The 24,595-nt window shown below is 63.8% G+C and carries 30 protein-coding genes and 1 tRNA gene; 29 read left to right on the top strand and 2 right to left on the bottom strand.

Going from position 1 to position 24,595, the window contains the following annotated elements:
* Positions 1–33: 33 nt before the first annotated feature.
* From rpsN to ACMDCM_RS07430, 21 genes are all read left to right on the top strand, one after another.
* Entirely contained in the window at positions 34–339 is a 306-nt protein-coding gene (gene rpsN / locus ACMDCM_RS07530; protein ID WP_141383216.1) for a 30S ribosomal protein S14, read from the top strand.
* A 13-nt stretch (positions 340–352) separates the two neighbouring features.
* Positions 353–751, top strand: a complete 399-nt coding sequence (rpsH, locus tag ACMDCM_RS07525; RefSeq protein ID WP_412772985.1) for a 30S ribosomal protein S8 — start codon at positions 353–355, stop codon at positions 749–751.
* Positions 752–819: 68 nt separating this feature from the next.
* A complete protein-coding gene (gene rplF, locus ACMDCM_RS07520; protein ID WP_412772984.1) occupies positions 820–1,353 on the top strand; it encodes a 50S ribosomal protein L6 in 534 nt (177 codons plus the stop codon).
* Positions 1,354–1,364: 11 nt separating this feature from the next.
* A complete protein-coding gene (rplR, locus tag ACMDCM_RS07515; RefSeq protein ID WP_412772983.1) occupies positions 1,365–1,727 on the top strand; it encodes a 50S ribosomal protein L18 in 363 nt (120 codons plus the stop codon).
* A 112-nt stretch (positions 1,728–1,839) separates the two neighbouring features.
* Complete coding sequence (gene rpsE / locus ACMDCM_RS07510; RefSeq protein ID WP_412772982.1) at positions 1,840–2,415, top strand: 30S ribosomal protein S5; 576 nt, start codon at positions 1,840–1,842, stop codon at positions 2,413–2,415.
* Between the two features lie 70 nt (positions 2,416–2,485).
* Positions 2,486–2,692, top strand: coding sequence for a 50S ribosomal protein L30 (gene rpmD / locus ACMDCM_RS07505; protein WP_412772981.1), 207 nt, complete (start codon positions 2,486–2,488; stop codon positions 2,690–2,692).
* An 89-nt stretch (positions 2,693–2,781) separates the two neighbouring features.
* Positions 2,782–3,267: a 50S ribosomal protein L15 gene (gene rplO, locus ACMDCM_RS07500; protein ID WP_412772980.1), complete on the top strand. Its 486-nt coding sequence runs from the start codon at positions 2,782–2,784 to the stop codon at positions 3,265–3,267.
* A 146-nt stretch (positions 3,268–3,413) separates the two neighbouring features.
* On the top strand, positions 3,414–4,745 hold the full coding sequence (secY, locus tag ACMDCM_RS07495; RefSeq protein ID WP_412772979.1) for a preprotein translocase subunit SecY: 1,332 nt from the start codon (positions 3,414–3,416) through the stop codon (positions 4,743–4,745).
* Positions 4,746–5,030: 285 nt separating this feature from the next.
* Positions 5,031–5,651, top strand: coding sequence for an adenylate kinase (locus tag ACMDCM_RS07490; protein ID WP_412772978.1), 621 nt, complete (start codon positions 5,031–5,033; stop codon positions 5,649–5,651).
* A gap of 320 nt (positions 5,652–5,971) precedes the next feature.
* Complete coding sequence (rpsM, locus tag ACMDCM_RS07485) at positions 5,972–6,340, top strand: 30S ribosomal protein S13 (RefSeq protein ID WP_412772977.1); 369 nt, start codon at positions 5,972–5,974, stop codon at positions 6,338–6,340.
* Positions 6,341–6,460: 120 nt separating this feature from the next.
* Complete coding sequence (rpsK, locus tag ACMDCM_RS07480; protein WP_292611394.1) at positions 6,461–6,853, top strand: 30S ribosomal protein S11; 393 nt, start codon at positions 6,461–6,463, stop codon at positions 6,851–6,853.
* A gap of 94 nt (positions 6,854–6,947) precedes the next feature.
* Positions 6,948–7,979, top strand: coding sequence for a DNA-directed RNA polymerase subunit alpha (locus ACMDCM_RS07475; protein WP_412772976.1), 1,032 nt, complete (start codon positions 6,948–6,950; stop codon positions 7,977–7,979).
* Between the two features lie 194 nt (positions 7,980–8,173).
* Positions 8,174–8,590 (top strand): 50S ribosomal protein L17, encoded by a 417-nt coding sequence (rplQ, locus tag ACMDCM_RS07470; protein ID WP_412772975.1) that lies wholly within the window; start codon positions 8,174–8,176, stop codon positions 8,588–8,590.
* 319 nt (positions 8,591–8,909) lie between these two features.
* The gene (locus ACMDCM_RS07465) at positions 8,910–10,304 is read left to right on the top strand and encodes a DegQ family serine endoprotease (protein ID WP_412772974.1); all 1,395 of its coding nucleotides are present in this window, start codon (positions 8,910–8,912) and stop codon (positions 10,302–10,304) included.
* Positions 10,301–11,638: a replication-associated recombination protein A gene (locus tag ACMDCM_RS07460; RefSeq protein WP_412772973.1), complete on the top strand. Its 1,338-nt coding sequence runs from the start codon at positions 10,301–10,303 to the stop codon at positions 11,636–11,638. Before ACMDCM_RS07465 ends, ACMDCM_RS07460 begins: the two co-directional genes overlap by 4 nt.
* Positions 11,635–12,333 (top strand): tetratricopeptide repeat protein, encoded by a 699-nt coding sequence (locus tag ACMDCM_RS07455; RefSeq protein WP_412772972.1) that lies wholly within the window; start codon positions 11,635–11,637, stop codon positions 12,331–12,333. The genes ACMDCM_RS07460 and ACMDCM_RS07455 overlap by 4 nt, the downstream gene beginning before the upstream one ends.
* A gap of 89 nt (positions 12,334–12,422) precedes the next feature.
* Positions 12,423–13,658: an RluA family pseudouridine synthase gene (locus ACMDCM_RS07450; RefSeq protein ID WP_412772971.1), complete on the top strand. Its 1,236-nt coding sequence runs from the start codon at positions 12,423–12,425 to the stop codon at positions 13,656–13,658.
* Positions 13,659–13,708: 50 nt separating this feature from the next.
* Positions 13,709–14,494, top strand: coding sequence for an ATP12 family chaperone protein (locus tag ACMDCM_RS07445; protein ID WP_412772970.1), 786 nt, complete (start codon positions 13,709–13,711; stop codon positions 14,492–14,494).
* A gap of 49 nt (positions 14,495–14,543) precedes the next feature.
* On the top strand, positions 14,544–16,250 hold the full coding sequence (fliK, locus tag ACMDCM_RS07440) for a flagellar hook-length control protein FliK (protein WP_412772969.1): 1,707 nt from the start codon (positions 14,544–14,546) through the stop codon (positions 16,248–16,250).
* A complete protein-coding gene (locus ACMDCM_RS07435) occupies positions 16,247–16,513 on the top strand; it encodes an EscU/YscU/HrcU family type III secretion system export apparatus switch protein (RefSeq protein WP_412772968.1) in 267 nt (88 codons plus the stop codon). Before fliK ends, ACMDCM_RS07435 begins: the two co-directional genes overlap by 4 nt.
* A gap of 90 nt (positions 16,514–16,603) precedes the next feature.
* The gene (locus tag ACMDCM_RS07430; protein WP_412774694.1) at positions 16,604–18,136 is read left to right on the top strand and encodes an acyl-CoA carboxylase subunit beta; all 1,533 of its coding nucleotides are present in this window, start codon (positions 16,604–16,606) and stop codon (positions 18,134–18,136) included.
* A gap of 11 nt (positions 18,137–18,147) precedes the next feature.
* Here ACMDCM_RS07430 and ACMDCM_RS07425 read toward each other — a convergent pair whose 3' ends face one another.
* On the bottom strand, positions 18,148–18,621 hold the full coding sequence (locus ACMDCM_RS07425) for an outer membrane protein assembly factor BamE (RefSeq protein WP_412772967.1): 474 nt from the start codon (positions 18,619–18,621) through the stop codon (positions 18,148–18,150).
* 123 nt (positions 18,622–18,744) lie between these two features.
* Here ACMDCM_RS07425 and ACMDCM_RS07420 point away from each other — a divergent pair, with 123 nt between their 5' ends.
* The 8 genes from ACMDCM_RS07420 to ACMDCM_RS07385 all read left to right on the top strand — a co-directional run bounded on the left by ACMDCM_RS07420 (position 18,745) and on the right by ACMDCM_RS07385 (position 23,945).
* Positions 18,745–19,281, top strand: a complete 537-nt coding sequence (locus tag ACMDCM_RS07420) for a ubiquinol-cytochrome C chaperone family protein (RefSeq protein ID WP_412774693.1) — start codon at positions 18,745–18,747, stop codon at positions 19,279–19,281.
* Positions 19,282–19,292: 11 nt separating this feature from the next.
* On the top strand, positions 19,293–19,889 hold the full coding sequence (locus ACMDCM_RS07415) for a YceD family protein (protein ID WP_412772966.1): 597 nt from the start codon (positions 19,293–19,295) through the stop codon (positions 19,887–19,889).
* 235 nt (positions 19,890–20,124) lie between these two features.
* Positions 20,125–21,186: a phosphate acyltransferase PlsX gene (gene plsX, locus ACMDCM_RS07410; protein ID WP_412772965.1), complete on the top strand. Its 1,062-nt coding sequence runs from the start codon at positions 20,125–20,127 to the stop codon at positions 21,184–21,186.
* The gene (locus ACMDCM_RS07405) at positions 21,183–22,160 is read left to right on the top strand and encodes a beta-ketoacyl-ACP synthase III (protein ID WP_412772964.1); all 978 of its coding nucleotides are present in this window, start codon (positions 21,183–21,185) and stop codon (positions 22,158–22,160) included. The genes plsX and ACMDCM_RS07405 overlap by 4 nt, the downstream gene beginning before the upstream one ends.
* Positions 22,161–22,290: 130 nt before the next feature.
* Positions 22,291–22,611 carry an integration host factor subunit alpha gene (locus tag ACMDCM_RS07400; protein WP_412772963.1) on the top strand — a complete coding sequence of 107 codons (321 nt, stop codon included), beginning with the start codon at positions 22,291–22,293 and terminating at the stop codon, positions 22,609–22,611.
* A gap of 55 nt (positions 22,612–22,666) precedes the next feature.
* Positions 22,667–23,266 carry a MerR family transcriptional regulator gene (locus ACMDCM_RS07395; protein WP_412772962.1) on the top strand — a complete coding sequence of 200 codons (600 nt, stop codon included), beginning with the start codon at positions 22,667–22,669 and terminating at the stop codon, positions 23,264–23,266.
* A 197-nt stretch (positions 23,267–23,463) separates the two neighbouring features.
* Positions 23,464–23,541, top strand: a tRNA-Pro gene (locus ACMDCM_RS07390).
* 161 nt (positions 23,542–23,702) lie between these two features.
* A complete protein-coding gene (locus ACMDCM_RS07385) occupies positions 23,703–23,945 on the top strand; it encodes a hypothetical protein (RefSeq protein ID WP_412772961.1) in 243 nt (80 codons plus the stop codon).
* A gap of 272 nt (positions 23,946–24,217) precedes the next feature.
* On the opposite strand, the gene ACMDCM_RS07380 is transcribed toward ACMDCM_RS07385, so the two are convergent.
* Entirely contained in the window at positions 24,218–24,532 is a 315-nt protein-coding gene (locus ACMDCM_RS07380; protein ID WP_412772960.1) for a hypothetical protein, read from the bottom strand.
* Between the last annotated feature and the right edge of the window lie 63 nt (positions 24,533–24,595).

Raw genomic sequence — 24,595 nt, 5'->3', positions numbered from 1 at the left:
GGCGCTCAGACGCGGAAAGGCAAGGAGCCAAGCATGGCAAAGAAGAGTTCGATCGAGAAGAACAACCGGCGCAGGCGGATGAACCGGAACGCGGCTGCGAAGCGCGCGCGGCTGAAGGCCATCATCGCCGACAAGACCAAGCCGATGGAGGAGCGCTTCGCCGCCACCCTGAAGCTTGCCGAAATGCCGCGCAACTCGTCGGCGACGCGTATTCGCAACCGCTGCGAACTGACCGGACGTCCGCGTTCGAATTACCGCAAGAACAAGCTGAGCCGCATCGCGCTGCGCGATCTCGGCTCGCGGGGCCTGGTTCCCGGCCTCGTGAAGTCGAGCTGGTAAGGAGGATCGCCAGATGTCCACGCACGATCCGATCAGCGATCTCATCACCCGCATCCGCAACGCGCAGATGCGCAACAAGTCCAAGGTTTCGACGCCGGGCTCGCGGATGCGCGCCAACGTGCTCGAAGTTCTCAAGAGCGAGGGCTATATCCGCGGCTACGCCAGCGTCGAGCATTCCTCGGGCCGCAGCGAGCTTGAGATCGAGCTGAAGTATTTCGACGGCGAGCCGGTGATCCGCGAGATCGAGCGCGTCTCCAGGCCGGGCCGGCGGGTTTACGCCTCGGTGAGGAATCTGCCCCGCGTCAACAACGGGCTGGGAATTTCGGTGTTGTCGACGCCGAAGGGGATCATGGCCGACCACGATGCGCGCGACGCGAACGTGGGCGGCGAAGTTCTCTTTACGGTGTTCTAGTGCGCATGTCGCGAAAGTGGAAACCGGTTTTGCGACAACGCGCACAGACCAAGATGAAGGATTGAGCCATGTCACGCATTGGCAAGAGGCCGGTCACGGTGCCGTCGGGTGTGACCGCGACCGTCGAAGGGCAGACCGTCAGGATGAAGGGGCCGAAAGGCCAGCTTCAGTTCGTCGTCCATGACGATGTCGAGGTGAAGCTCGAGGACGGCGCGGTGAAGGTCGCGCCGCGATACGAGACCAACCGCGCGCAGGCGCTGTATGGCACGGCGCGCGCGCAGGTCGCCAACCTCGTCGCGGGAGTCACCAAGGGTTTCGAGAAGAAGCTCGAGATCGTCGGCGTCGGCTATCGCGCCGCCTTGCAGGGCAAGACCCTGCAGCTCGCGCTCGGCTACAGCCACGACGTCAACTACGCGATTCCGGAAGGCATCACGATCGCGGTGCCGAAGCCGACCGAAATCACGATCACAGGCAATGATGCGCAGCGCGTCGGTCAGGTCGCGGCCGAGATCCGCGGCTATCGTCCCCCAGAGCCCTATAAGGGCAAGGGCGTGAAGTACGCCGATGAAAAGATCTTCCGCAAGGAAGGCAAGAAGAAGTAACGGAGCCGGTCATGTCGAAATTGAAGATTACGAATGCCCGGCGCAAGCAACGCGTGAGGCTGTCGTTGCGCCGCACCGCGAACGGCCGTCCGCGGCTGTCGGTGTTCCGCTCGTCCAAGCACATCTATGCCCAGGTCATCGACGACCAGAAGGGCGAGACGCTGGCGTCGGCGTCGTCGCTGGAGAAGGCGATGCGCGAGGCGGGCAACACCGGCGCCAACATCGAAGCCGCCAAGGCGGTCGGCAAGCTGTTGGCGGAGCGGGCGGTGAAGAACGGCGTCAAGGAAGTGGTCTTCGATCGCGGCGGCTATCTCTATCATGGTCGCGTCAAGGCTTTGGCTGATGCGGCCCGCGAGAGTGGATTGAGCTTCTAAATGCGTGGCCCGCAAAAAGCGGAAACGGGTTTTGCGACAGGAATACGCGTCTTGAAATTGGTATCGAACGGACAGGACGGGGCGGAAGCCTCACAAGGATCGGAAAAACACCATGGCAGGTGAACGCGAACGCGGCGGACGCGAACGGAGCAGGGATCGCGAGGAGCGCGACAGCGAGTTCGTCGACAAGCTCGTCCACATCAATCGTGTGGCGAAGGTCGTCAAGGGCGGCAAGCGGTTCGGCTTCGCGGCGCTGGTCGTGATCGGCGACCAGAAGGGCCGCGTCGGCTTCGGTCACGGCAAGGCGCGCGAAGTGCCGGAGGCGATCCGCAAGGCGACGGAATCGGCCAAGCGCAATCTGACGCGCGTGGCGCTGCGCGAGGGACGGACGCTGCATCACGACATCGCAGGGCGTCACGGCGCAGGCCGCGTTTATTTGCGCGCCGCGCCGGCCGGCACCGGGATCATCGCCGGCGGCCCGATGCGCGCCGTGTTCGAAACGCTCGGCATCCAGGACGTGGTTGCGAAGTCGGTCGGCTCGTCCAATCCATACAACATGGTTCGCGCGACCTTCGATGCGCTGAAGCATCTGGATTCGCCGCGCTCGGTCGCTGCCCGCCGCAACATCAAGGTATCCGCGCTGCAGGCGCGCCGCGTCGGCGGCGACGTCGAAGCGGTTGCCGAATAACGAGGGCTGAGCCGGAGCGGCGGTCGCCGGTCCGGTCAACCAGCCGGACAGCACTTTTGGAGTGAGGACGATGGCCAAGACTGCGAATAAGGCCGCAAAGACGATCAAGGTCGAGCAGACCGGCAGCGCGATCCGCCGCCAGCACGTGCAGCGTTCGACGCTGGTCGGGCTCGGGCTCAACAAGATCGGTCGGGTCGCCGAGTTGCAGGACACGCCCGAGGTTCGCGGCATGATCGCGAAGGTTCGGCACATCGTCAGGGTGATCGACGAGACGTAACAATTTGCCGTCACGCCCGGCCTGGTGCCGGAACGAGAAACGTGGATGGCCGGAAAGCCCGGCACGGCGGACATGACGAGGACGCGACAATGAAACTCAGCGATATCGCCGACAACGCAGGTTCGCGGAAGAAGCGGATGCGGATCGGCCGGGGTATCGGCTCCGGCAAGGGCAAGACCGGCGGCCGTGGCGGCAAGGGCCAGACCGCGCGCTCGGGCGTGCGTATCAAGGGCTTTGAAGGCGGCCAGATGCCGCTGCACCGCCGCCTGCCGAAGCGCGGCTTCAACAACATTTTCCGGCTGGAGTTCGCCGAGATCAACCTCGACCGGCTCCAGGCCGCGATCGACGCCGGTTCGATCAACGCGAACGAGACCGTCAACGCCGAGTCGCTGGTGAAGTCCGGCGTGGTGCGGCGCGCCAGGGACGGGATCCGCCTGCTCGGCCGCGGCGAGATCAAGGCGAAACTCACCATCGAGGTTCATGGCGCCTCGAAGTCCGCGGTCGCGGCGGTCGAGAAGGCCGGCGGCTCGGTGAAAATCCTTGCGCCGAAGAAGGACGAGGGTGAAGCAGCGTAACATCTGCGTCATCGCCTGTTTTGGCGCGCGACGGTAGACTTGCGGATGGTAGATTTATCGAAAGCCGAGCACCACAAGAGGTCCGACGTCCGGGTGCCCACTATCGCGGAGCATGACGGCAAGGTTGGCGCGGGAGAAAGCTGAATATGGTCTCAGCGGCGGAACAACTGGCGGCGAACCTTAACTTCTCGGCGTTCGCGAAAGCCGACGAACTGAAGAAGCGAATCTGGTTCACGCTGGGCGCGCTGCTCGTCTACCGGCTCGGCACCTACATTCCGTTGCCGGGCATCGACCCCGCAGTCTGGCAGAAGGTCTTCAACTCACAGGCCGGCGGCATCCTCGGGATGTTCAACATGTTCTCCGGCGGCGGCATCAACCGCATGGCGATCTTCGCGTTGAACATCATGCCGTACATTTCGGCATCGATCATCCTGCAACTGCTGACCACCGTGTCGCCGAAGCTCGAGGCCCTCAAGAAAGAGGGTGAATCCGGCCGCAAGATGATCAATCAGTACACGCGCTACCTCACCGTGGTGCTGGCGTTCTTCCAGTCCTACGGCATCGCCGTCGGCCTCCAGGGCGCCGGCAACGTCGTCAGCAATCCGGGCATGTTTTTCCTGATCTCGACCGCGGTCACGCTGACCGGCGGCACCATGTTCCTGATGTGGCTCGGCGAGCAGATCACCTCGCGCGGCATCGGCAATGGAATTTCGCTCATCATCATGGCGGGCATCGTCGCCGAGCTGCCGTCCGCCCTCGCCAACATGCTTGAACTCGGGCGTCAGGGTGCGTTGTCGACCGGAATCATTCTGATCGTTCTGATCATGGTGGTGGCGGTGATCGCCTTCATCGTGTTCGTGGAGCGCGCCCAGCGCAGGCTGCTGATCCAGTATCCGAAGCGCCAGGTCGGCAACAAGATGTTCGAAGGCCAGTCTTCGCATCTGCCGTTGAAGCTCAATACCTCGGGCGTGATTCCACCGATCTTCGCATCGTCGCTGCTGCTGTTGCCGACGACTGTCGCGAATTTCAACGCGGGCAAGGGGCCGGAATGGTTCCAATGGATCACCACACAACTCGGCCACGGCCGGCCGCTGTTTCTGATTCTCTATCTCGTGCTGATCGTGTTCTTCGCCTTCTTCTACACCGCGATCGTGTTCAACCCGACCGAGACCGCCGACAACCTGAAAAAACACGGCGGCTTCATTCCGGGCATCAGGCCGGGCGAGCGCACGGCCGAATATATCGACTATGTGCTCTCGCGCATCACCGTGCCGGGGGCGATCTATCTCGCGGTTGTCTGCCTGATTCCGGAGATCCTGATTTCCTATGCGGCCGTGCCGTTCTACTTCGGCGGCACGTCGCTGCTGATCGTCGTCAGCGTGACGATGGACACGGTGTCGCAGGTGCAGGGTTATCTGCTGGCCCATCAATATGAAGGGCTGATCAAGAGATCCAAGCTGAGGGGGCGGCGCCGATAGTTCCGGAATCCGCCGGTCCGTCACATCGGCGTCCGGCGCCAATGCTTTAGGCGCAACTGTCCGGCGTGGCTGCGCAGGATGGATTCTCGTCGCTGACTGCGGGTCCCGGCGAGGCGAGCACTACGCTCATGGCAGCCTGCCCGCCGCCGTGCTTCATATTTCATTGATTGCCTATGGCAACGTGGCTTATGAGTTTGCGCGAGGATCGGCGCCGATGTGTCCCGGTCTCGATGTCGAAGCGCAGGTGCGCGGCCGCTGGCTCACCCGGCGAGGGGGCGATTCTTCATGAGACTGATTCTTCTCGGGCCGCCGGGGGCGGGAAAGGGAACGCAGGCGCAACGCCTGATCCAACACTACGGAATCATCCAGCTTTCCACTGGCGACATGCTGCGCGCGGCTGTCGCCGCCGGAACGCCGGTCGGCCTCAAGGCGAAGGATATCATGGCGAGCGGGGGGCTGGTCCCCGACGACGTCGTCATCGGCATCATTTCCGACCGGCTCGACCAGCCGGATGCAAAGAACGGATTCATTCTTGACGGTTTTCCGCGCACCGTGCCGCAGGCCGAGGCGCTGGACCGGCTCCTCGACTCCAAGAAGCTTAATCTCGATGCCGCCATCGAGCTTCGTGTCGATGAGCACGCGCTGTTGCAGCGCGTGGAAAGTCGGGTCGCGGAAATGAAGGCGCGGGGCGAGCAGGTGCGCTCCGATGATACGCCCGAGGTGCTCTCGAAGCGGCTGGCGAGCTATCGCGCGCTGACAGAGCCACTTATTCGCTACTATTCGGAACGCGGCAAGCTGCTGACCGTTGACGGCATGATGGCCGTCGAGGACGTCACGCGGGATATCCGCCGCGTCCTGAGGCGGTCGGGGGTACCGATGTCCAAATTCGGCGTCCGCAGGTGGTGAGCCGCCGAAATCTATCCAAAAAGGCGTAGAAAGCCCCAGTGATCGCCCCGGCGGTCTCTCCTTCCGGGATGAGGGAACCGGCGAACGGACGAAAGCCGGAGAGCCGTCTAAAAAGTCATGAAAACGCGAGCAAAAGCCGCGAAACGGTTGACGAAACGATACTAAATCCCTAATAAGCTGGTATCCAGTCGGATGGTTTCAGACGATGCCGGACCCCGGGATTGCGGAGGGTTGGGCGTCGTGTTTGTGTTTGAGGATACCCGCCTGAAATATCGAAGGAAAGGCTGGCCCATCACGGGCTGGCGGCAGGAGAGAAGTCTGTGGCCCGCATCGCCGGCGTGAACATCCCGACCAACAAGCGCGTCGTCATTGCGCTTCAATACATCCATGGCATCGGCCAGAAGAATGCCGCCGAGATCATCGAGAAGGTCAACATTCCGGCGGATCGCCGGGTCGCGCAACTGACCGATCAGGAAGTGCTTCAGATTCGCGAGGTCATTGATCGCGACTATCTCGTCGAGGGCGACCTTCGACGCGAGGTCGGAATCAACATCAAGCGGCTGATGGATCTCGGCTGCTATCGCGGCCTGCGTCATCGCCGCGGTCTGCCGGTGCGCGGCCAGCGCACCCATACCAACGCGCGCACCCGCAAGGGGCCGGCCAAATCGATCGCCGGCAAGAAGAAGTAACGAAAGCGATAAGCGAGCGGGAACAGCGGATAGTCGTTTCTATCGCTGCTTTGCCGTTCGCTACCCGCTGGTGGAGCCGCTGGCATTACGGCGGCGTTGAGATCACAGGAAAGGCTGACAATGGGTAAGGAAGCTGCGACACGCGTGCGCCGCCGCGAACGCAAGAACATCGCGTCAGGTATCGCGCATGTGAATTCGTCGTTCAACAACACCACCATCACCATCACCGACGCGCAGGGCAATACCATCGCCTGGTCGTCGGCCGGAACCATGGGTTTCAAGGGATCGCGCAAATCGACGCCTTATGCGGCGCAGGTGGCGGCGGAAGACGTCTCCAAGAAGGCGCAGGAACACGGCATGCGCACCTTGGAGGTCGAGGTAGCGGGCCCGGGTTCGGGCCGCGAATCGGCGCTGCGCGCCCTGCAGGCGGCGGGCTTCACCGTTACCTCGATCCGCGACGTGACCGCGATACCGCATAACGGCTGCCGTCCGCGCAAGCGTCGGCGCGTTTGATATTTCGACCGCGGGCGGTTCGCCGTCATTGCGGGTCCAAGACCTTTTATCGCGCGGGTTGATCCGCGCCTCCAACGCCAGAGATCTTGACGGCATGGGTGATACAGTGACGATCCAGAAAAATTGGCAAGAACTCATTCGGCCGAGCAAGCTGCAGGTCGTTCCCGGCGGCGATCCGGCGCGCTTCGCGACCCTGATCGCCGAGCCGCTCGAGCGCGGTTTCGGCCAGACGCTCGGCAATGCGCTGCGGCGCATCCTGCTGTCGTCGCTGCAAGGTGCTGCGGTGCAGTCGGTGCACATCGACGGCGTGCTGCACGAGTTCTCCTCGATCGCCGGCGTTCGCGAGGACGTCACCGACATCGTGCTGAACATCAAGGACATCTCGATCAAGATGCAGGGCGAAGGCCCCAAGCGCATGGTCGTGAAGAAGCAGGGGCCCGGCACCGTCACCGCAGGCGATATCCAGACCGTCGGCGACATCGTGGTGCTCAATCCCGAGCTTCCGATCTGCACCCTCGACGACGGCGCCGAAATCCGCATGGAATTCACCGTCGCCAACGGGAAGGGCTACGTTGCCGCCGAGCGCAACCGGCCCGAGGACGCGCCGATCGGCCTGATCCCGGTCGACAGCCTGTATTCGCCGGTGCGCAAGGTATCCTACAAGGTCGAAAATACCCGCGAGGGCCAGATCCTCGACTACGACAAGCTGACGATGACCATCGAGACCAACGGTGGCGTGACGCCGGAGGACGCCGTGGCCTTCGCCGCGCGCATCCTGCAGGATCAGCTCAACGTCTTCGTCAACTTCGAGGAGCCGCGCAAGGAAGTCGCCGCCGAGATCATCCCCGATCTGGCGTTCAACCCGGCTTTTCTCAAGAAGGTGGACGAACTGGAACTGTCGGTGCGATCGGCAAACTGTCTGAAGAACGACAACATCGTCTACATCGGCGACCTGGTGCAGAAGTCGGAAGCCGAGATGCTGCGCACGCCGAACTTCGGCCGCAAGTCGCTGAACGAGATCAAGGAAGTGCTGGCGCAGATGGGTTTGCATCTCGGCATGGAAGTGCCGGGCTGGCCGCCGGAGAATATCGACGAGCTGGCCAAGCGCTTCGAGGATCATTACTGAGTTTCTGTCATTCCGGGGCGAGCCGCAGGCTCGAACCCGGAATGGCAGAAATGATGCCCGAGCCGTTTCTGGATTCCGGATCGCTGCTTTCGCAACGTCCGGAATGACGGGAGCAAGTTCGGAGGGCGAACGCAGGATGCCCACCTGCATTGGATGTCCGACCCGCGGTCGCGACAGGGATTGAGGAAAGCGACATGCGTCACGGCAAGGTTCACCGCAAGCTCAACCGCACCGCGGAGCATCGCAAGGCGATGTTCGCCAACATGGCGGCCTCGCTCGTCAAGCACGAGCAGATCGTCACCACGCTGCCGAAGGCGAAGGAGTTGCGTCCGATCGTCGAGAAACTCGTGACGCTCGGCAAGAAGGGCGGTCTCGACAAGCGCCGTCAGGCGATCAGCGAGATGCGCGACGTCGATCAGGTGAAGAAGTTGTTCGGCGTGCTGGCGCCCCGCTACAAGGACCGTCAGGGCGGCTACACCCGCATCATCAAGGCCGGCTTCCGTTATGGCGACAATGCGCCGATGGCGGTGATCGAGTTCGTCGACCGCGACTTCGATGCCAAGGGCCAGGATTCCGGCCCGGTGCAGGAGAAGGCCGCCGAGGAGGATTAACACCTTCTGCGGTATCCAAAGACATCGGAAGCGGCGCTTCGGGCGCCGTTTTTGTTTGCGCCGTCGAAATGCAATGGCTGATGCGGATCGTAGGGGTGGTTGCCTTTCGCCGGCACCTGATCGTCCGGCGTATCTCGCGCAGTCAAGCCGGACTGTCGAGTTTCGCAAGGCCTTGCGAAGGGAACAGGCCCGCGCATCGCGGAAAATTGCGGGGCATCGACCGGGAAATCCGATGGAACGATTACGAAACCGCCGCCTTTTGCTTCTCTTGAACGGCTGAGGCGCTTATATCTGCGGTTCTCACCTTGGGAATCGCTTCATGATGCCGTTTCGCCTGTTCGCCCTGCTCGTCGTAGCCTTGACGATGTTGGCGCCCGTTCACGCCCAGGACCGCCGCGCCCCGGCCTCTCAAGCCGAACTCCAGCTATCCTACGCGCCGATCGTGCGTCGGGTGGCGCCGGCCGTGGTCAATGTCTATGCGGCCAAGGTGATCCAGAATCGCAACCCGCTCCTTGATGACCCGATCTTTCGCCGCTTCTTCGGCGTTCCCGGCGAGCAGCCCGAACAGATGCAGCGGTCGCTCGGCTCCGGGGTCATGGTCGATCCTTCCGGGCTCGTCGTGACCAACAATCACGTGATCGAGGGCGCCGATCAGGTCAAGGTGGCCCTGGCGGACAAGCGCGAGTTCGAAGCCGAGATCGTGCTCAAGGATACCCGGACCGATCTCGCGATTCTGCGGCTGAAGGGCGTGCATGAGAAGTTTCCGACGCTTGATTTCGCGAATTCGGATGAGTTGCAGGTCGGGGATGTGGTGCTCGCGATCGGAAACCCCTTCGGCGTCGGGCAGACGGTGACGCACGGCATCATTTCGGCGTTGGCGCGCACGCAGGTCGGCATCACCGACTATCAGTTCTTCATCCAGACCGATGCGGCGATCAATCCGGGCAACTCCGGCGGCGCGCTGGTCGACATGAACGGTCGCCTTGCCGGCATCAACACGGCGATCTTTTCGCGCTCCGGTGGCTCGCAGGGCATCGGCTTTGCAATTCCGGCCAACATGGTGCGGGTCGTCGTGGCGTCCGCCAAGAACGGCGGCAAGGCCGTGAAGCGGCCCTGGCTCGGCGCGCGGCTGCAGGCCGTGACGCCCGAAATTGCCGAGACCATCGGCCTGAAAGTCCCGGCGGGTGCGCTGGTCGCCAGCGTTACGCCGGGAAGTCCGGCGGCGCGGGGCGGGCTCAAGCTCTCCGACCTGATCGTGTCGATCGACGGGCAGCCCGTCGAGGATCCCAACGCGTTCGACTATCGCTTCGCCACGCGCCCGCTCGGCGGCACGGCGCAATTGGAAGTCCAGCGCAACGGAAGGCTGGTCAAGCTCACTGTTCCCCTGGAGACGGCGCCGGACACAGGCCGCGACGAGATCACGATCACTGCGCCGTCGCCATTCCAGGGCGCGAAGGTTGCCAATATCTCGCCGGCGCTCGCTGACGATCTCCATCTGGACTCCGGCACCGAGGGCGTCGTGGTTATCGCGCTGACGGGCGATGGGATGGCCGCAAATCTCGGCTTCAGGAAAGGCGACGTCATCCTGTCGGTCAACAACAAGAAGATCACCAAGACGGCTGATCTCGAACGGGCCGTCGGCGAGGCCAGGCGGCTCTGGCGGATCACGTTGATGCGCGGTGGCCAGCAGATCCAAGTCATGCTCGGCGGATGAGTCCGAAGCGCCAGCGCGAATCCAAAAGCCTGTTCGCCGCTGCGGGTCTGGAGAACGATGCGCCGCGTCCGCTGCCGGACCGGCTGCGTCCGCTGGCGCTCTCAGACGTGGTCGGGCAGGACCACATCCTCGGGCCGGACGGCGCGCTGACCCGGATGCTGGAAACCCGTACGCTCGGCTCGCTGGTTTTCTGGGGACCGCCGGGGACCGGCAAGACCACGGTGGCGCGGCTGTTGGCGGACGCGACCGCGCTGCACTTCGAGCAGCTGTCTGCCGTGTTCTCCGGCGTCGCCGATCTGAAGAAAGCGTTCGACGCCGCCCGCGCGCGCCGCGAGACCGGCACGGGAACGCTGCTGTTCGTGGACGAGGTGCATCGCTTCAACCGCGCGCAGCAGGATTCGTTTCTGCCCGTCATGGAGGACGGCACCGTCGTCCTGGTCGGCGCCACCACCGAGAATCCCTCGTTCGAACTGAACGCGGCGCTGCTGTCGCGGGCGCGCGTGCTGGTGTTCCGCTCGCTCGATGCGACTGCGATCGAGAAACTGTTCGCCCGCGCCGAACAGGCCGAGGGCAAGCCGCTGCCGCTCGATGTCGAGGCGCGTGCCGCGCTGGTGCGCATGGCCGACGGCGACGGCCGCGCGGCGCTGACGCTGGTCGAGGAGGTCTGGCGCTCGGCGCGTGATGGCGAGGTGTTCAATGCCGAGCAGTTGCAGGGCGTGCTGCAGCGCCGCGCGCCGATCTACGACAAGTCCGCCGACGGCCATTACAACCTGATCTCCGCGCTGCACAAGGCGGTGCGCGGCTCCGACCCGGATGCGGCATTATATTATCTGGCGCGAATGCTCGAGGCCGGCGAAGATCCGCTGTTTCTCGCGCGCCGCGTGGTGCGGATGGCCGTGGAGGATATCGGTCTTGCCGATCCGCAGGCGCTGGTCGTCGCCAACGCCGCGAAGGACGCCTATGATTTTCTCGGCTCGCCCGAGGGCGAACTCGCCATCGCGCAGGCCGTGATCTATGTCGCGACCGCGCCGAAATCGAACGCCGCCTACAAGGCGTTCGGCGCGGCGAAGCGGGTTGCAAAGGAGGGTGGTTCGCTGTTGCCGCCCAGGCACATCCTGAACTCGCCGACCAGGCTGATGCAGGAAGAAGGCTACGGCGAAGGTTATCAATACGATCACGATACGCCGGATGGCTTTTCCGGGCAGGACTATTTTCCGGAGACGCTCGGACGGCGGACGTTCTACGATCCGCCCGATCGCGGCTTCGAGCGCGAGATCAGGAAGCGGCTGGACTATTGGGCGAAGCTGCGACGAGAGAAGGAGAGCAGCAAGTGACCATCAAGTTTATCCGTGCCTGCGTCATCGCCATCGGCGCTCTCGCGTGGGTGGCGTCCTCGCACGCGGAGACTGTCGAGACCGCGCCCGGCGTCACGGTGACGAAGAAGACATTCGCGGCGCCGATCGACGAGCAGCCGTTCTTCGGATTCGCCGACAAGACCCCTGAGCAGCGCAAGGCCGACAGCGATTTTCTCGCGGAGGCGGACAAGCTCGGCTCGCGCGAGAAGGTTTTCGACGTCGCGATCGAGCGCGGCTTTGCGCATATCGATCGCGGCGACTTTCCGGAGGCGGCCCAGCGATTCAATCAGGCGTGGTTGCTCGCCCCGGAGCGTAGCGCCGTCTATCAAGGCTTCGCGGTGGTTGCGGCGGCCCGCTTCGGCGACCTCGAATACGCCGAAGAATTGTTCAAGATTGCGCTTCATCAGCCGAAGCCGCGGCCAACGCTCAAGGCCGATTACGGACGTCTGCTGCTGAAAGCCAAGCGTCCGGCCGAGGCAAAAACGATTCTGGAGGAGGGCGTGCGCGACGCGCCGGACTTCGCCGACGGGTGGGCCAGCCTCGGACTTGCGCGGTTGCAGACCGGCGACGCCCCGGGCGCATGTACGGCAGCGAGTGAGGCCAGCAAGCTCAAGCTCTCTGGACAAGTGGTGTCCGACCTCGTCATGCTCAAAAGGCAGGCGGCCTGTCCGTAGCGGCCGGGTAAACGGCGAGCGACGCGATTGAACCGTGACGCTGCCGGCTCGTGCATGACCAACACGGTTGTTCGTAATTTGAGGACCAGATGAGCCGCCGCGTCAAACGACCGCTCGCGAAATCCCGCGGTTCGGACAGCGGGCGTCCCAAAGGCGCTCTGTCCAAAGGTGCTCGGCCCAAACGGACGCGTCCGGAAGGGCGGGATGCGGCCGAGCGTTTCGGAGGCGAGCGAGGTCAGGCCGTTCGGCCTGGCAGGCCGCCGCGGGCAGCCACGCCTCGCGGCACGGCGCCCTCCATCGAACCGCCCGCCAAACCCGAACCAGCGCCGTTGCCGACGAAGGTACAGACGGTCGCCGTGAGCGCGGACGAAGCCAACATGCGCGTCGATCGTTTTCTCGAAGCGCGCTTTCCGGGGCTGTCGTTTTCCCACATTCAGCGCATCGTCCGCAAAGGCGAGTTGCGCGTGAACGGCAAGCGCGCCGACAGCAAGGATCGGCTCGACGAAGGCGACAAGGTCCGCATCCCGCCGCTCAAGCTCGACGCGCCGAAGGCCACGACACACCTGTCCGAGGCCGAGGCCAGGACACGCGACGAATTACGGAAGATGGTCTTGTTCGAGGATGCCGACGTCATGGTGCTGAACAAGCCGGCCGGCCTTGCGGTGCAGGGCGGTTCCGGCCTGTCGCGGCACATCGACGGGATGCTCGAGGTGATGCGCGATGCGAAAGGCCAGCGCCCGCGCCTCGTGCACCGGCTCGATCGCGAGACCGCCGGCTGCCTGCTGGTGGCCAAGACGCGCTTCGCGGCGACCGCTCTGACCGGTGCGTTCCGCCATCGCTCGGCCCGCAAGATCTACTGGGCGCTGGTCGCCGGCGTGCCGAAGCCGAAGCAGGGCCGCATCTCGACCTATCTCGCCAAGGAGGAAAACGAGGAAGACTCGATCATGCGGATCGCCGCGCATGGCGACGAGGGCGCAAGCCACGCGGTGACCTACTACGCGGTGGTGGAAACCTCGGCGCAGAAACTCGCCTGGGTATCGTTGAAACCGGTGACGGGCCGGACCCATCAACTGCGCGCGCACATGGCGCACATCAATCACGCCATTGTCGGCGACCCCAAGTATTTCAACAAGGAGAACTGGCAGTTGCCTGGCGGTCTTCAGAAGCGGCTTCACCTTCTGGCGCGCCGCATCGTGATCCCGCATCCGCGCGGCGGCGTCATCGATGTGAGCGCGCCGCTGCCGCCGCACATGCTGCAATCCTGGAACCTGCTCGGCCTTGAAGCCGACCGGTTCGACCCGATCGAGAATGCGCCGGAGGAATAGGTCTTTGCCATTGCGCCGGGGCCGACCTCAGGGCGATGTGAGAATATGCCATGCGTGAAGTGTTCGAAGAGGGTCTTGGCCCGTCATCGCTGGATCCAGAAGAGGCGGCGCGCAACTCCGCGCGCGCCGGGCAGCGCAAGCGCTTCTATACCTCCGCGAGCGTGAGCGAGACTCCTGACGGGTTCGCCATCCTGCTCGACGGCAAGCCGGTGCGCACGCCGTCGCGCAACCCGCTGGTGGCGCCGTCTCAGGAAATCGCCGCAATGATCGCCGCCGAATGGCAGGCGCAGGGCGACGTCATCGACCCCATGACCATGCCGATGACGCGGCTCGCCAACAGCGTCATCGACGGCGTGACCGGCCGTGTCGAGGCGGTGGTGGCGGACATCGCCAGATATTTTGAAACCGACCTTCTGTTCTATCGCGCCGGTCACCCTGAAGCGCTGGTCGCCCGCGAAGCCGCGCAATGGGATCCCGTGCTGTTCTGGGCGGCCGAAACGCTGGGCGCGCATTTCATCCTCACCCAAGGCATCGTGCATGTCCGCCAGCCGGATCCCGCGACCGCAGCCGCCCGCGCGGCGCTGCCGTCCGACCCCTGGGCGGTGGGAGCGCTGCATGTGGTCACGACATTGACCGGCTCCGCATTGCTTGCGCTCGCCCTGATGCGCGGGAGGCTCGACGCCGACGAGGTCTGGACCGCCGCGCATGTCAACGAGGACTGGAACAGCGAGCACTGGGGCGTGGACGAGGAGGCAGCGGCGCGGAAGGCCGCTCGGCTGTCCGATTTCAGGGCGGCTGCGGCCGTCCTGGCGGCGCAGGTTCAACCATTCGGTTAAGAAGGGGTTTAGACACCGCAGTTAGCCTCGCATCCGAAACGAGGCTTTCATGGCGATCTCGATCAATCCGATCTTTCCGGTTATCGCGGTGCAGGACACCGGGTCCGAGGCCGCGCTTCAGCCGGGCACGGTCGTCGACGCGCGGGTTCAGCAGGTCCTTGCCGACAATCTCGTCCGCATCGCCATCGCCAACCTGACGATGGAGGTCTTGTCCGAAATTCCGTTGCAGGTCGGCGAGACACTTCAGCTTGAGGTGTCGCAGACCGCGCAGGGGCTCAGGCTCGCGGTGGCCGGGCAGGGCGGGTCGCCCAACCCGGCGGCCGCTGCCATGGCGGAGCCGGCGGATTCCGTGACGCTCGCGCCCGACGTCGCGGCCGCTGCGACGGCGGCCAAGGCGGATGTATCGTCTCCAACGCCCACGCTGACCGCGCTGGAAGCCCTTTCGGTCTCGGCCGCGGCGCAGGCCGCTGCGACGCGGCAAGGCAGCCTGTCGCCGCTCTACGCCGATCTGCTGACGGCCGCCGGATCGGGCGCGTTGCCACCGCAGGTCCAACAGGCCATGGAACGGCTGCTGGCGTTGCGTCCCGACCTCGGTCCGAACCTCACCGGGAGCGATATCAAGACCGCGTTCCGGAATTCCGGAATTTTTCTGGAAACATCGCTGGCGGCCGGGCTGACAACGGCGCAATCGGCATCGACCTCGGCCGCCGCGCAATTGCCCGATCTCAAGGCCGCGCTGCTCGTGCTTCGCGAGGCGCTTTCGATCTCGATCGGCAAGGCCGCCGCCCATGATGCGCCGTCCGCCGGCGCGGGTTCGCAGCCGCCATCACAACCTGCGGCGTCACCCGCGCCGACAGCATCGGGCGCGCCGCCGTTGTCGCCCGAGTTCGAAGCGCAGGAAGTCTATCTGCCGCAGGCGCGGCTGCCTGTCACCGACGACGCCGACACCGCGACGCTTGCGAACCAGACATTGTTTTCCAGAGCGCCCGATGCAGGCGTCCGCGCGGCCGCCACTGGCGCTGCCCTGAACCTTCTGCAGGAGGTGATTCAGAACGGCGGCGGCGGAACCGGTCTCGGCGCGGACCTCGGACTCGACGGCGATCCGGCGGCGGAACCTTCGGCGCTCAGGGTCGCGCAGCCGAACGGACCCAGCGAGAACAACGTTTTCATCGTGCGCACCAGCACGCCGTCGCCGCCGTTTCGCGGCGCGCTGCCGACCGCGCAACCCGTCGCGATGCCGATGCTGTCGCCGGCTGCACCGGCGGGCGACATCGCGCGACGATTGCTTGACGACACCGACGCTGCGATCGCGCGGCAGACGCTGTTGCAGGTTGCCTCCCTCCCGGATCGGGTCGACACCACCGGGCTCAGGCCTGACCAGATCACGCCGCGCTGGAATTTCGAGATTCCGTTCGCGACCCCGTCGGGCACCGCCATCGCGCAGTTCGAGATTTCACGCGATGCCGCCGGCCGCGATGCCGAGACCGCGAAGCGGGTCTGGCGCGCGCGGTTCTCGCTCGACGTCGAGCCCGCCGGACCGGTTCACGCGCTGGTGTCGCTCGCCGGCGACAGCACCTCGGTGCGGCTTTGGGCCGAGCGTCCCGCGACAGTAAGCCGGTTGCGCGCCGGCGCCTCGCAGTTGAGCCAGGCGTTGAGCCGCGCCGAATTGCAGCCGGGCGACATCGTCATCCGCGAGGGTGCGCCACCGCAACTGAGGTCCGCGCCGGCCGGCCATTTTCTGGATCGCGCCCTATGAGCATGGAGACCAGGGATCAAGTCGCGGTCGCCCTTCACTACGACAAGGGCAGCGGCGCGCCGCGCGTGGTCGCCAAGGGCAGGGGATCGCTCGGCGCGAAGATCATCGAGGTCGCCAAAGAGCACGACATCCCGATCGAGGAAAACGAGGTGCTGGCCGGCGCGCTGTCGCATGTCGAACTCGGCGACGAAATTCCGGCCGAACTCTACAAGGCTGTCGCCGAGGTGCTGGTGTTCGTGCTGCGGCTGTCGGGACGGGCCTAAGCGCATCGTCACCCGTCCCATTGATGACAGCCTCAAAAATGGCAGCTAGGCTCTGATGCAACCTCGTTGATCAAACCCGTGCAGGGGGCCATGAAGGACATCCTCGAAACCCTCGACGCCCGCCGCGCGGCCGCAAAGCTCGGCGGCGGCGAGAAGCGCATCGCGGCGCAACATGCGCGCGGCAAGCTGACGGCGCGCGAGCGCATCGAGCTTCTGCTCGACAAAGGCTCGTTCGAGGAGTTCGACATGTTCGTCGAGCATCGCTCGACTGAATTCGGCATGGACAAGTCAAAGGTGCCGGGCGACGGCGTCGTCACCGGCTGGGGCACCGTCAACGGCCGCAAGATTTTCATGTTCGCGAAGGACTTCACCGTGTTCGGCGGCTCGCTGTCGGAGACCCACGCGCTGAAGATCACGAAGATCCAGGACATGGCGATGAAGGCGCGTGCGCCGATCATCGGCCTCTATGACGCGGGCGGCGCGCGTATCCAGGAAGGCGTCGCCGCGCTCGCCGGCTATTCCTATGTGTTCCGTCGCAACGTGCAGGCTTCGGGCGTGATCCCGCAGATATCCGTCATCATGGGACCGTGCGCCGGCGGCGACGTCTATTCGCCGGCCATGACCGACTTCATCTTCATGGTGAAGAACACGAGCTACATGTTCGTCACCGGCCCCGACGTGGTGAAGACCGTCACCAACGAGGTGGTGACCGCGGAAGAACTCGGCGGCGCCAGCGTGCACGCGACCAGGTCTTCCATCGCCGACGGCGCGTTCGAAAACGACGTCGAGGCGCTGTTGCAGGTGCGCCGCCTGATCGATTTCCTGCCGGCCAATAACACCGACGGCGTGCCGGAATGGCCGAGCTTCGATGACATCGAGCGTATTGACGACTCGCTCGATACGCTGGTGCCGGACAGTCCCAACAAGCCTTACGACATCAAGGAACTGATCCTTAAAGTGGTGGACGAGGGCGACTTCTTCGAGATCGCGGAGACGTTCGCGAAAAACATCGTCACCGGTTTCGGCCGCGTCGCCGGGCGCACCGTCGGCTTCGTCGCCAACCAGCCGATGGTGCTGGCGGGCGTGCTCGATTCCGATGCATCACGCAAGGCCGCGCGCTTCGTTCGTTTTTGCGATGCCTTCAACATCCCGATCGTGACCTTCGTCGATGTACCCGGTTTCCTGCCGGGCACCGCGCAGGAATGCGGCGGGCTCATCAAGCACGGCGCGAAGCTCCTGTTCGCCTATTCGCAATGCACGGTGCCGCTGGTCACCGTCATCACGCGCAAGGCTTACGGCGGTGCGTTCGACGTGATGGCTTCAAAAGAGATCGGCGCCGACATGAACTACGCCTGGCCGACCGCGCAGATCGCCGTGATGGGCGCCAAGGGCGCGGTGGAGATCATCTTCCGCTCGGACATCGGCGACGCGGAAAAGATCGCGGCGCGCACGAAAGAATATGAGGACCGCTTCCTGTCGCCGTTCATCGCCGCCGAGCGCGGCTATATCGACGACGTCATCATGCCTCACTCGACCCGCAGACGCATCGCCCGCGCGCTGGCGATGCTGAGGGACAAGCACGTCGACGCGCCGATGAAGAAACACGATAATATTCCGTTGTGAACGATCCCGCCCTAATTCGGACTCAACAGTTTAAATAACGGCTGGAGATAGCTGATCTCCTGGCCCGATGTCGGCGTGGTGCGGCTGATGAAGTCGAAGATCTTGCCGTCCTTCATGCCGTAGTTGGCGAGGCGGATCACCTGGCGGTTCTTGTCGAAATAGATGGCGATCACGCGCTGATCGGTGACCTTCTGCGGCATGAAGGCGACCTTCCGCTCCGCCCGCTGGGAGATGTAATAGAAGACCTGGCCGTTCAGCGTCGCGACCGTGGACGGCGTGCCCATCACGATCAGCACCTGATCCTGACTGGCGCCGATCTGGATCTGCTCGAGAGCGCCGGGGGGCAGGATGTAGCCCTTCTGAAACTGCTCGCCGGTGCAGCCGGCCATGGCCGCGCACAGCAGCGTGGCGGCGAGCGTGGCGCGCAAGCGCTGCCCTCGCGATGCGGGGCGGCCATGTGCTATCTTTGGAGCCGAAACAGTCATTTCCGGGGCCGACCTCATTCTCTTGCATCGCGCGAGCCATTGACGTACCCGGCAACGACGTGCCCGGCAATGATCCTGCGAGTGCGCAACCTGAAAGCCTGCGGGCTGAATTTCGGAACCCACATGCTCTGGCCGTTCAGTCACTTCAGAAAATCCCGCGCTCCGTCGCGCGGCACCATTGAAGCGATCTATGGCATGATCGTGACGCAGGCGCGAGAGCCGTTATTTTATCAGACCTTGCAGGTGCCGGACACGGTCGATGGCCGCTTCGACATGATTTTGCTGCACCTGTGGATAGCACTGTCGCGATTGAAGCAGAGGGACGACAAGGAGTTTTCGCAGGCCCTGTTCGATCATTTCTGCAGCGACATGGACGCCAACCTGCGCGAAATGGGCGTCGGCGACCTGACCGTTCCCAAGCGCATGCATGCGTTCGGGGAAGCCTTCTACGGCCGCTCGGCGGCCTACGACCGGGCGCTCGCGGAGGGGCGCGAGCCGCTGGCGAAAGCCATCGACAGGAATATCTATAACGGCCGGGATATCGAAAGCGCGCGGCGGCTTGCCGACTATGTGGCGGAGGCGATGGCTGCGCCCGCCGGCGACGACGGCGCGACGCCGGCCGGCGGAGTGCGGTTTCCGGACCTCGCGCAACGGACATGAAAGAGCAGGGGATGACCGCCAGAGACAGGCCGCAGACGATCGCGAATCCCTGGAGCGCGCGGATCGCGGTCGTGCAGATTCCGGAAACCGGCCTTCATCGCGACATCGAGGCCGACGAGGCTGTGCGAAAGGCGTTGGCGAAGATCGCCGGCTTGCGCGACATCCTAGTCGCCCGTGCGTCGTTTGATCTGACGCCCGGGCGCCATGACAGCGTGCATGTGCGGGGCAGGGTGTCGGCGCGCGTGGGGCAGACCTGCGTGGTGTCGCTCGATCCGGTCGAGAACGACATTGTCGAGGACGTCGACCTTCTTTTCGTGCCGGAAGGCCGGGTCCGGAGCTTCGCGGCAGCCATCGATGGCGATGCCGGCGACGAGGACGGCCGCGACCTTCCGGATGCGCCCGAGCCCATCGTCAATGGCGTCATCGATCTCGGCCGTCTCGCGACCGACGTATTGTTTCTCGGAATCGACCCTTATCCGCGCAAACCCGATGCCGTTTTCGCGCCGCCATCCAGCACGGTTGACCCCGAGGATCGTCCCTTCGCCGCCTTGAAGGCGCTGAAAATCGATCCGAATCCGCCGCGCAGGAAGAAACCAAGGCAGGATTGAGGATGAGACGCCGGATGCGATACCTCAGGACAAAACGATTAAACTATTGAAGATAAAAGAATTTCATGTGATCTTTGACGTCTGTTTTTGAGTCGCGGGGCTGCGGAAATCCGCGCCTGCGCTATGTTGTATCGAGGCCGGGACACGCTATTGTCGCGGCCGGGCCGATGAAGCGCCGCCCTTGTGTGGCCGCGCGCTTCGGGGCCGCAAGAGATCAGGGTTTTCCGGGATTTCCATGCCGAAAAAGGTTCGAATCGCGCTTGACGCCATGGGTGGCGACATCGGCGCATCGGTGGTCATTCCGGGCGCCGCGATTTTCCTGAACCGTCATCCCGATTCCGAGTTTCTGCTTTACGGCGACCGCGCCCTGATCGAAGCGCAACTCGCCGCGCAGCCGGCGATGAAGGCGGTGTCCCGCGTCATCCACACCGACGTCGCCGTCAGCATGCACGACAAGCCGAGCCAGGCGCTGCGCCGTGGCCGCAAGACCTCGTCGATGTGGCTTGCGATCGACGCGGTAAAGAAAGGCGAGGCCGACGTCGTGGTGTCGGCCGGCAATACCGGCGCGTTGATGGCGATGGCGCGTTTTTGCCTCCGCATGCTGCCGGGGATCGAGCGTCCGGCCATTGCGGCGATCTGGCCGACCCAGCGCGGCGACTCGGTGATGCTCGATGTCGGCGCCACCATCGGTGGCGATGCCCGGCATCTGGTGGCGCTGGCGGTGATGGGGAGCGCCATGGCGCGGGTGCTGTTCGATCTGGAACGGCCGACGGTCGGGCTTCTCAACATCGGCACGGAGGAAATGAAGGGCCGCGAGGAAATCCGCGAAGCGGCCGAGTTGCTGCGCGCGGCGGATCTGCCGCAACTCGATTTCATCGGTTTCGTCGAAGGCGGCGGTATCGGCCAACGCGCTGCGGACGTCATCGTGACCGAAGGCTTCAGCGGCAATATCTCCATTAAGGTCGCCGAAGGCACGGCGCGGCAGATCAGCGAATTCCTGCGGGCGGCGCTGTCGCGCACATGGACTTCAAAACTCGGCTATCTTCTTGCCCGGGGCGCCTTCAAGGCGCTCAAGGAAAAGCTGGACCCGAACAGGTCCAATGGCGGCGTATTCCTTGGACTTAACGGAATCGTGGTCAAGAGTCATGGGGGAACCGATGCCGAAGGCTTTGCCTACGCTGTCGATGTTGGCTATGAGATGGTCCGTTACGATCTCCTGACCAAGATCAACCAGACGCTCAACCGCCACGGCCACACCCTTGCTTCGGCGTCGGCAGTGCAGGAGGCCCTCTCTTGACTGCGATACGTTCGGTCGTGCTCGGCTGCGGCTCCTATCTGCCGCAAAAGGTCCTGACCAATGCCGAACTGGCCACCAGGGTCGATACCTCTGACGAGTGGATCGTCCAGCGCACCGGCATTCGGCAGCGCCACATCGCTGCAGAGGATGAGTTTACGTCGCACCTTGCCATCCATGCGGCGAACGCTGCGCTCGCTCACGCCGGGATCGACGCGCAGTCGATCGACCTGATCGTGCTGGCGACCTCGACGCCGGACAATACGTTTCCGGCCACCGCCGTCACGGTTCAGAGCGGGCTCGGCATCGTTCGCGGCGCCGCCTTCGACCTCCAGGCGGTCTGCTCCGGGTTCGTGTTCGCGCTGGCCACCGCCGACAATTTCCTGCGCGCGGGCGCTTTCAAGCGCGCGCTGGTGATCGGCGCGGAAACCTTCTCGCGCATTCTGGACTGGACCGATCGCGGGACCTGCGTGCTGTTCGGCGACGGGGCCGGCGCGGTCGTGCTGGAGGCCCAAAAGCAGCCCGGCAAGCCCTCCGATCGCGGCATTCTGACCACGCATCTGCGCTCGGACGGCCGCCATCGATCAAAACTTTACGTCGACGGCGGACCTTCCTCGACCCAAACGGTGGGTTATCTCCGGATGGAAGGCCGCGAGGTGTTCAAGCACGCGGTCGGCATGATCACCGACGTCATCGTCGATGCATTCAATGCGTCCGGCACGAGCGCGGACGACATCGACTGGTTCGTTCCGCATCAGGCCAACAAGCGAATCATCGATGCATCGGCCCACAAACTGCACATTGCGCCCGAGAAAGTCGTGCTGACCGTCGATCGCCACGGCAACACCTCCGCTGCGTCGATTCCGCTGGCGTTGTCGGTTGCCGTCGCCGACGGACGCATCAAAAGAGGCGACCTGATACTGCTTGAAGCGATGGGTGGAGGCTTCACCTGGGGCTCAGTGCTCCTGCGGTGGTAAGAGTTGAATTAAAATGTCCGCCGCAATGGTCGTCAACTATCGTGCGAAAGCATGATGTGATAGGTTGACCGTGCGTCGTTAAACTCTTAATTTCAGTTACGAATTGTTCGCCGGAAGCTTGGGGCAGGCGATGACAGAAACCGGAAAAACCGTCACGCGCGTTGATCTCTGCGAAGCGGTCTACAAAAAGGTGGGACTGTCGCGGACCGAGTCGTCCGCGTTCGTGGAACTCGTTCTCAAGGAGATCACCGACTGCCTGGAGAAGGGCGAGACGGTGAAGTTGTCGTCGTTCGGCTCGTTCATGGTGCGCAAGAAGGGCCAGCGCATCGGCCGCAATCCGAAGACCGGCACCGAGGTGCCGATCTCTCCGCGCCGCGTCATGGTTTTCAAGCCGTCGGCCATCCTGAAGCAGCGGATCAACGGCAACGGCGCCAACACCAAGGCTGAGTAACATGGCTGGCTGACGAGTTCGGCGTTCGAAGCCCAATTGGCAGAGGAGCGAGCATTTGGACAAAGCACCGGATGCCTTCCGGACCATCAGCGAGGTCGCCGCCGACCTCGATGTTCCCCAGCACGTGCTGCGCTTCTGGGAAACCAGGTTTGCCCAGATCAAGCCGATGAAGCGAAGCGGCGGCAGGCGTTACTATCGCCCGGACGACGTCGACCTGCTGCGCGGCATCCGCCATCTGCTTTACAGCGAGGGTTATACGATCCGCGGCGTGCAGCGAATCCTGAAAGAGCACGGCATCAAATCGGTGCAGGGCCTGACCGAGGGGTCGTCCGCAGCCGCCTTCGGCGCCATCGAGGATGATATCCGCAGCACGCTCGGCGAGATCGATGATGACGGCGCCCCCGATTACGAGGCCGACGACGAGGATGAGGACGGAGAAGGCGACGGGGACGCCGGCGACATTCCGGTCCGTGCGCGGGAGCCGGCCGAGCACAAGCCGCTGCGGCACAATCTCGACGAGGTGCTGTGGTCCGGTCTCGACAGCGCGGCAATTCCGGGCGTGAACGCAGCGGTCGACTTGGCACGACTCAAGGATGCGTTGGCCGACCTGGTCGCCTGCAGGCGGCTGCTGGACGACGCGCTCGGCAACGGCTGACGGTTTCCGGCAGTCGCGTTTTGGCGTCGCTCGGGCGGACGCCGCCGCTTCTTGCGCCGCCTCTGGAACGCGGCTAGAGCTACCTTCGGCTTTGATGAAATCAGGGCCGGGGCTTCGTCTCGTTTGGCGCATTTTCTTCACGCGAACCGGTACCGCTTCGCTTGAAAGCGCTATAATGGAATGGAGCCGTAACGGCACGGAGCGTAGCGCAGCCCGGTTAGCGCACTAGTCTGGGAGACTAGGGGTCGGAGGTTCAAATCCTCTCGCTCCGACCAAATTGCAGGACCGGCCTTGTCATCGTGCCGGTCTATTTCCGGTTGATCGCCACACCGGCTGAAGTGTCGGTAAAGCAGGGGTCAGGACGCCGCGGAATATTGATTCTTAATCTTTGGTCGCATCATACTCGCGCGTATATTATTCCTCCGATGGAGTCGTTATGACCGTTTTTCGCCGTGCCCTGATCCTGGCCGCGTTTGCGGCGGCGTTTGCCGTTCCGAGCGGGCGCGCGCATGCGTTCGGTGACGTGCCGGATAATTATTTCGATCCCGCTGTCGATGTCGGCTGCTGGAAGTGGAATTGGCAACAGCACGCCAATTACAATGTCTGCCCGGTCTATGTGCATCCCAAGGCATACATGTATCCGCGCCGTACTCACGCGGTGCTTCGCGCCAAGGACTGATGCGGGTTCGATTGCGGGAAAATAAAACGCAATCGCATGAACTGCGATCGCGCATACGTCGGGACTATAGCGTTTTCAAGCGAAGCGGATACCGGTTCGCGTAAGAAAACGCGTCAAAATAGAAAGCTGGAGCCCGGCTTTGATTCCATCAAGGCCGGAATAGCTCTGGCGGGTTTATGATCCGGTGATATCCGGACTCTCGGCCATCCAGACGCCCGGGAGATTCGGACGCGTGTCGCGGCGGCGGTCGCGATTTCCGTCGCGACCCGCGCTTACGGCGTGGTGACGGTGCAGGCGACCGAACTGTGCTTGCCGAAGTTCAGGATCGCGTTTTCCCGTAGCCCGTCCAGCCAGATATTGCGGCCGGCATAACGATAGCCGACTCCCATCGGGACGAGCCGGACGTAAGCCGGACGATTCAACCCGGTGTGAAGCTCGGCCGTCACGATATCGCCTGCGAGACTCACGGCGATCGGGCACATCGGGTATTCCCGACCGTTCGCGCAGCTCAGGACGATGTCCGAGCAACCGCCGAGAACCGCGCCGCTAGGCGGCACAATACCGAGATCCGCCCCACGCGCCGGCATCTGACTCCCCAGAGCAAATATCCCGGCAAAAGCTAAATATTTGAAATTAAAAATATTTTTGAT

Source organism: Nitrobacter sp., assembly GCF_047149785.1.
GTDB lineage: Bacteria > Pseudomonadota > Alphaproteobacteria > Rhizobiales > Xanthobacteraceae > Nitrobacter.
The sequence above is the reverse complement of the archived record's forward strand: the minus strand, read 5'-3'. Positions and strand labels throughout refer to the sequence as shown.